This is a genomic window from Rathayibacter sp. AY1D5 (assembly GCF_002932515.1).
Classification (GTDB): domain Bacteria; phylum Actinomycetota; class Actinomycetes; order Actinomycetales; family Microbacteriaceae; genus Rathayibacter.
The window spans coordinates 1-6,666 of the sequence record NZ_PSVU01000082.1; the positions used below are offsets into that span (position 1 = coordinate 1).

The window sequence follows — 6,666 nt, forward strand, 5'->3', positions numbered from 1 at the left end:
CTGCGAGGTAGGCGGTCCAGCCGAAGCGGTTGCTGCCCGGGGTCCAGACGCGGACTCCGCGCGGAGGAGGACCGGGCCGGGTGACGGTGCGGTCGTCGAGCATCGGGTAGACGAGCAGCTGGAACGCGGGCTGCGCTCCTCCGCGGTCGTGGGCGAGGAGGGTCGCACCCGCGGCGATGCCGCCGCCCGCGCTCGCGCCTCCGACGGCGATGCGCGCCGGGTCGACGCCGCGCTCCTGCGCGTGCTCGACGAGCCAGTCGAACGCGGCCAGCACGTCCTCGACGGCAGCCGGGGCCGGATGCGCGGGCGCGAGGCGGTAGTCGACGGAGACGACCGTGATGCCCAGGGTGCGGGCGAAGTCGATGCAGGGCGCCTCGTCCTGAAGGTGGCTGCCGAGCACCATGCCGCCGCCGTGCACCCAGAGGAGCGCGGGAGCGGTACCGCGGAGGATACGCGGCCGGTAGCTGCGGGCCCGGACGGGAGCGGCTCCGGCGACGGGGATCTCGACGTCGTCGACCACGATGTCGGGCGGGGCCTCGCCTCCCTCGGCGGCGCGTCGCGTGGCGAGGCGCAGCAGTCGCGGGCCGAGGACGATCGGCGGGAGGAAGCGGCCGAGCGCGAGGTCGGGGTGGAAGAGGGGCGCCGTCGCGGCGGTGCGGGCTGACGCGGTCATGCGCGGGAGGCTACTCCTCGCGGCCGTGCCGGCGCCCCTCCGCGGGATTACGGACGCACGAGGGTCTTGATCGCGCGGCGCTCGTCCATTGCGGCGTACGCCTCGGCGATCTCCTCGAGGGGCAGCTCGAGGTCGAAGACCAGACCGGGCTCGATCGCGCCGCTGAGCACGTCCGGCAGCAGCTCGGCCATGTAGCCGCGGACCGGCGCGACTCCGCCGTTGACGCCCACGTTCGAGCCGAACATCTGGCGGACGGGCAGCTCGGGGCCTCCGTTGGGGACGCCGACGTAGCCGACCATGCCGCCGGGGCGGGCGGAGTCGAGTGCCTGCTGCATCGACTCCTTGGTGCCGACGCACTCGAGCACGCAGTCGGCGCCGATCCCGCCGGTCAGCTCGCGGACGCGCGCGACGCCCTCGTCGCCGCGGGTCTCGACGATGTGGGTCGCCCCGAAGCGGCGGGCGAGGTTCTGCCGCGACTCGTGCCGCGACATCGCGATGATCGTGGTCGCGCCGAGGCGCTTGGCCGCCAGGACGGCGCAGAGGCCGACCGCGCCGTCACCGACGACCGCGACGGTCGAGCCCGCGGTGACACCGGCCGAGACCGCGGCGTGGTGGCCGGTCCCCATCACGTCGGCGAGGGTGAGCAGGCTGGGGATGAGCGCCGGATCCGGGTCCATGCCCACGCGGAAGAGCGTGCCGTCGGCGAGGGGCACGCGCACCTTCTCGCCCTGGGCGCCGTCCGCGAAGCCCTCCTCGCGGACCTCGGCGCCCCACCAGCCGCCGGTGAGGCACGAGGTGGAGACGCCGTTGGCGCAGTTCGCGCAGGTGCCGTCGCAGACGTAGAACGGGGCGATCACGAAGTCGCCGACCGCGACGTCGTGCACGTCGTCGCCGATCTCCTCGACGACGCCGACGAACTCGTGGCCGATGCGGTGCGCCTCCTTGGTGGGAGTGACGCCGCGGTAGGGCCAGAGGTCGGAGCCGCAGACGCAGGCCGCGGTGACGCGGACGATCGCGTCGCGCCCCGTCGAGAGCTGCGGGTCGGGGACCTCCTCGAGTCGGATGTCGCGCTCGCCGTGGATGAGTGTTGCTCGCATGGGTGCTCCTGGTCGGGAGGGGGATGGGGTCGGCGTCCACGGTACGCCCGCGACCGGCCGCGGGCGCCGGAGAGGCGGGGGCTTGCACGAACGCGCGCCGACGCGGCCCAGGTGAAGAGCCGGGGCGCGGCCGGGGGCGGTCCGACGCCGGGCGGGAGGCGTCCTGCCGGAACGGAGGGGCCCCGCAGCAGCCCTGCACCGCGTCACGGCTGCGCCTCCGCCCAGCCGTCGCGCCCGATCACGACGTGCGCGAGGAACCGCAGGCCGCACGCCTCTGCCCCGTCGGCGATCGCCCGCGTCGCCGCACGGTCGGAGGGGAGCACCACGGCCTCGCCCGCGTGGCTGTGCGCCAGGCCGATGCCCGCCGCGCCGCGCGCCAGCACCTCGGCGAGCACGGCGGCGACGGGGATCTCGGCGTGCGCCGGGGCTCCGTCGGCCAGCGTGAGGACGTCGCGGACGGCTCCGGACTCGGCGAGCGCCACCGCCAGCACGGTCTCGACCGGCCGGGCGGCCAGCAGCGGAGCGACGAGCCCGGCCAGGCCGGCGGCGTCGGTCACGCGGGCGGCGCGCGAGGCGCGGTTCATCCTCCGCCGCAGCTCGAAGGAGGCGACCAGGCGGCAGGCGGCGACCTCGCCGACTCCGCGGTGCCGCATCAGATCGGCCACCCCGGCCCGGGCGACGGCGTCGATGCCGCCGAAGCGCGCGAGGAGGCGCTGCGCGACGACGGTCGCGTTGGCGCCGCGGACGCCGGCCCCGATGAGCACGGCGAGGGTCTCGGCGTCGGTGAGCGCCTCCGGTCCGTAGGCGCGGAGGCGCTCCCTCGGCCGCTCCTCGGAGGGAGGTCGGCCATCCGGGGGCCGGGCGTTTCGAAGGACATGCCGCCGACGCTACGGAGCCCGCCGGACGGGCGCGCCGCGGATCCCGCGACTGTGGACGACTCCCGCCCTCGCGCGCCCTGTGGAGGGAACTTCCGTCGCCACCCGCGCGCTCCTCTCCCCTGCGAGTACGCAGAAGGCGGACTCGCGACAGGGGTCGAGCACCCCGGTCAGTCCGACGCGGGCATCCCCGCCGTCACCGACAGGCTCTCGCCGTCCGGCGCCACGTCCACCAACACCACGTCCCCGTCGCGCACCGTGCCGCCGAGCAGCGCCGTCGCCAGCTGGTCGTCGATCGCCCGCTGCATCAGCCGGCGCAGCGGCCGCGCGCCGTACTGTGGGTCGTAGCCGCGCTCGGCCAGCCACCCGCGGGCCGCGGGCGTCACCGCCAGGTCGAGCCGTCGCTCCGAGAGCCTCCTCGACAGCCGGTCGACGTACAGCGACACGATCTCGCCGAGCTCGGTGCGGTCGAGCGCGTCGAAGATCACGATGTCGTCGAGCCGGTTCACGAACTCGGGCTTGAAGGCCTGGCGCACCATCTGCTGGACCGCCTCCTCCTTCTGCGGCCGTGACAGCGCCGGGTCCACGAGGAACTGCGACCCCAGGTTGGAGGTGAGGATGAGGATCGTGTTGCGGAAGTCGACCGTCCGCCCCTGGCCGTCGGTGAGCCGGCCGTCGTCGAGCACCTGGAGCAGGACGTCGAACACCTCGGGGTGCGCCTTCTCGATCTCGTCGAGGAGCACCACCGAGTACGGGCGGCGGCGGACCGCCTCCGTGAGCTGGCCGCCCTGCTCGTAGCCGATGTAGCCGGGAGGGGCGCCGACCAGCCGCGAGACGGCGAACTTCTCGCCGTACTCCGACATGTCGATGCGGACCATCGCCTTCTCGTCGTCGAAGAGGTGGTCGGCGAGCGCCTTCGCCAGCTCGGTCTTGCCGACGCCGGTCGGCCCGAGGAAGAGGAAGGAGCCGGTCGGCCGGTCGGGGTCGGAGATGCCCGCGCGGGTGCGGCGCACCGCGTCCGCGACGGCCGACACCGCCTCGTCCTGGCCGATCAGTCGGCGGTGCAGCTCGGTCTCGAGGTGCAGCAGCTTCTCGGTCTCGCCCTGCAGGAGGCGCCCGACGGGGATCCCCGTCCAGGCGGCGATCACCGCGGCGATGTCGTCGGCCGTCACCTGCTCGTTGACCATGCGGCCCTCGGCCGGCTCCCCCTCCGACTCGGCGGCCGCGAGCTCGCGCTCGATCACCGGGATGTCGCCGTAGAGCAGCTTCGACGCGCGCTCGAGCTTCCCCTCGCGCTGCGCGCGCTCGGCGGCGATCCGCAGGGCGTCGAGCCGGTTCTTGAGCTCGCCGACGCGGTTGAGGGAGGCGCGCTCGCGCTCCCAGCGCTCCTGCAGCTCCTCGAGCTGGGCGCCGCGGCGGGCCAGGTCCTCGCGCAGCTTCTCCAGCCGCGCCTTCGAGGCCTCGTCCTTCTCCTTCTTCAGCGCCAGCTCCTCGAGCCTCAGCCGGTCCACGGAACGGCGCAGCTCGTCGATCTCGACGGGAGCGGAGTCGATCTCCATGCGCAGCCGCGACGCGGCCTCGTCGATCAGGTCGATCGCCTTGTCCGGCAGCTGGCGGGAGGTGATGTAGCGGTTCGAGAGCGACGCGGCGGCGACCAGGGCGGAGTCGGCGATCGCCACCTTGTGGTGCGCCTCGTAGCGCTCCTTCAGCCCGCGGAGGATCGCCACGGTGTCCTCGACGGTCGGCTCGCCGACGAAGACCTGCTGGAAGCGGCGCTCGAGAGCGGCGTCCTTCTCGATGTACTGGCGGTACTCGTCGAGCGTCGTCGCGCCGATCATCCGCAGCTCGCCGCGCGCCAGCATGGGCTTGAGCATGTTCGCGGCCGCCACCGATCCCTCGCCGCCGCCCGCGCCCATCAGCGTGTGCAGCTCGTCGATGAAGGTGATGATCCGGCCGTCGGACTCCTCGATCTCCTGGAGCACGGCCTTCAGCCGCTCCTCGAACTCGCCGCGGTACTTCGCTCCGGCGATCAGGGCCGAGAGGTCGAGGCTGACGAGTTGCTTGCCCTTGAGGCTCTCGGCGACGTCGCCCGCGACGATCCGCTGGGCGAGCCCCTCGACGACGGCGGTCTTGCCGACGCCGGGCTCGCCGATGAGGACGGGGTTGTTCTTGGTGCGGCGCGTGAGCACCTGGCTGACGCGCCGGATCTCGGCGTCCCTCCCGATCACCGGGTCGAGCTTGCCGCTCGCCGCGATGGCGGTCAGGTTGACGCCGTACTGCTCGAGTGCGGACTTCTCGTCCTGCTGGGGCATCCGACCGGCCTGCATGATGGTGGTCTCCTCCGTGGCTCGAAAGTTGAGTTCGACGGACTCAACTTTACTCCCGCGACGGCTCCGGCGGTCAGGCCGTCAGAAGATCGCTGTCGCGACCCTGGAGCGCCTCGAGCGCGTTCCGGAGGATCGAGCGCAGCCGGAACTCGTCGATCCCGGTCAGCGCCGAGATCTCGGCCTGCGAGAAGCCGCCGGCCGCAGCCAGCAGCAGGAGCTCGCGGTCCGGGCAGTCGAGGGCGAGCAGGCCGCTGCCGAGCGGACGCCGGGCGAGCTCGTGCGCGGACCCGAGGGTCTCGCAGAGGACCTCGAGCACCCAGAGCACGGGCTCCGGCGAGCGGGCGCCCTCGCGGGAGCGGCGCCAGACGGCGGTGAAAACGTCGGTGCAGAGCCGGTCGCGTCCGGCCGGGTCGGCCTGGACCGTGCCGACGCACGCCGAGACGAGGCCGCCGAAGCGGTCGACGAGCTCTCCCAGAGCGGAGGCGTCCCCCGTGGCGGAGCGGGTCAGCAGACGGGCGGCGTCCTGCGTCAGCGGCGGACGCACCCGTCCACCGGTCGCGTCCTCGCCTCCAGCACTCACGGGCCCCAGCGTGTCACCGACTCCGTGACGGCGGGACCAGTTGCGCGGAAGGGGGGTGACAGGTATAGAGCGGATCCGCTATCCGACATCAGAGGCGCGGCCAGCGCGCGCGGGCGAAGCAGAAGAGCCCGTAGGCGATGAGCCCGACCGCGACGAAGCCGAGGAGGAGCACGCCCGCCGGCAGCTCCACGAGCGACTTCAGCGCCTCGTCGAGCCCGCCCGCCTGCTCCGGATCGTGAGTGACGGCGGCGACGATCAGCAGCACGCCGAGAGCGCCGAGGACCACGCCCTTGGCGACGTAGCCGGCGACGCCGAGCACGGTGACGACGGTGCCCGCCGTGCCGCCCGGCTCCGCGACGTTCTCGAGGAACTTCCTGCTCGCTCCGCGGTACACGAAGACGCCGCCGACCGCGAGGACGGCCAGTCCCGCGATCACGAGCAGCACGACTCCGCCCGGCGCCGAGAGCACCTGCGCGCTCGCGCTCTCGGACGACTCGGACGAGCTCGACCCGCCGCCCGTCGCGAACTTCAGCGCCGTGACGCCGAGGGCGCCGTAGACGACGGCCTTGCCCGCCTCCTTCAGCCGGCTGCCCCAGGTCTTCAGGGCGCTCTCGCGCGGGCGGACGAGGAACGCCTCGAGCAGCCCCCACAGCGCCAGGCCGAAGAGGCCGACCGTGCAGATCCACAGGATCACCAGACCGCCGGGCTGCGCCGCGAGGGCGCCGAGAGCACCGCTCTGGTCGGCCTCGCCTCCGCCGCCGCGGGCCACGCCGAGCGCGATCACTCCGATCAGGAGGTGGACGAGGCCGTTCGCCGCGAAGCCGCCGCGGGCGAGGGTCCGCACCGCCCGCGAGTCCTGGATGTCGTCGGCGGTGCGCTGGGCGTTGGCGGTGCTCGGAGTGTTCACAGGGTGGACGCTACGCGTTTCCACACCCCCGCGCCCGGCGCTCCGCCGTTCGGAGGTGCTCCCGGAGCCGGTTCTCCACACCTTTCCACAGGGTTGTCCACAGCTGTGGAATCGCTAGAGGGACGAGCGGATCACACGTCGACGGCGCGGACGAGTCCGTCCTGCACGCCGCCCAGCCAGTCGTAGACGCTGCGGATCGCGGCCGCG

General features: G+C 73.7%; 6 protein-coding genes and 1 pseudogene. All 7 read right to left on the bottom strand.

The window, feature by feature from the left end; genetic code table 11:
• Positions 1-673, bottom strand: a 673-nt coding sequence (locus C5C82_RS16445; protein WP_104274555.1) for an alpha/beta hydrolase, incomplete at its 3' end; no start/stop codon positions are given.
• 47 nt (positions 674-720) lie between these two features.
• Positions 721-1,770 carry a zinc-dependent alcohol dehydrogenase family protein gene (locus tag C5C82_RS16450; protein ID WP_104250697.1) on the bottom strand — a complete coding sequence of 350 codons (1,050 nt, stop codon included), beginning with the start codon at positions 1,768-1,770 and terminating at the stop codon, positions 721-723.
• A 203-nt stretch (positions 1,771-1,973) separates the two neighbouring features.
• A complete protein-coding gene (locus tag C5C82_RS16455) occupies positions 1,974-2,423 on the bottom strand; it encodes a JAB domain-containing protein (protein WP_308471864.1) in 450 nt (149 codons plus the stop codon).
• A pseudogene (locus tag C5C82_RS18220) lies at positions 2,400-2,597 on the bottom strand (UPF0758 domain-containing protein); the annotation flags it as partial. The pseudogene C5C82_RS18220 and the gene C5C82_RS16455, both read right to left, overlap by 24 nt.
• Before the next feature lie 218 nt (positions 2,598-2,815).
• Positions 2,816-4,957 carry an ATP-dependent Clp protease ATP-binding subunit gene (locus C5C82_RS16460; protein WP_374953872.1) on the bottom strand — a complete coding sequence of 714 codons (2,142 nt, stop codon included), beginning with the start codon at positions 4,955-4,957 and terminating at the stop codon, positions 2,816-2,818.
• An 88-nt stretch (positions 4,958-5,045) separates the two neighbouring features.
• Positions 5,046-5,552 (bottom strand): RNA polymerase sigma factor, encoded by a 507-nt coding sequence (locus C5C82_RS16465; protein WP_146083900.1) that lies wholly within the window; start codon positions 5,550-5,552, stop codon positions 5,046-5,048.
• Between the two features lie 88 nt (positions 5,553-5,640).
• Positions 5,641-6,459 carry a DUF1206 domain-containing protein gene (locus tag C5C82_RS16470; protein WP_104355400.1) on the bottom strand — a complete coding sequence of 273 codons (819 nt, stop codon included), beginning with the start codon at positions 6,457-6,459 and terminating at the stop codon, positions 5,641-5,643.
• Positions 6,460-6,666: the final 207 nt, after the last annotated feature.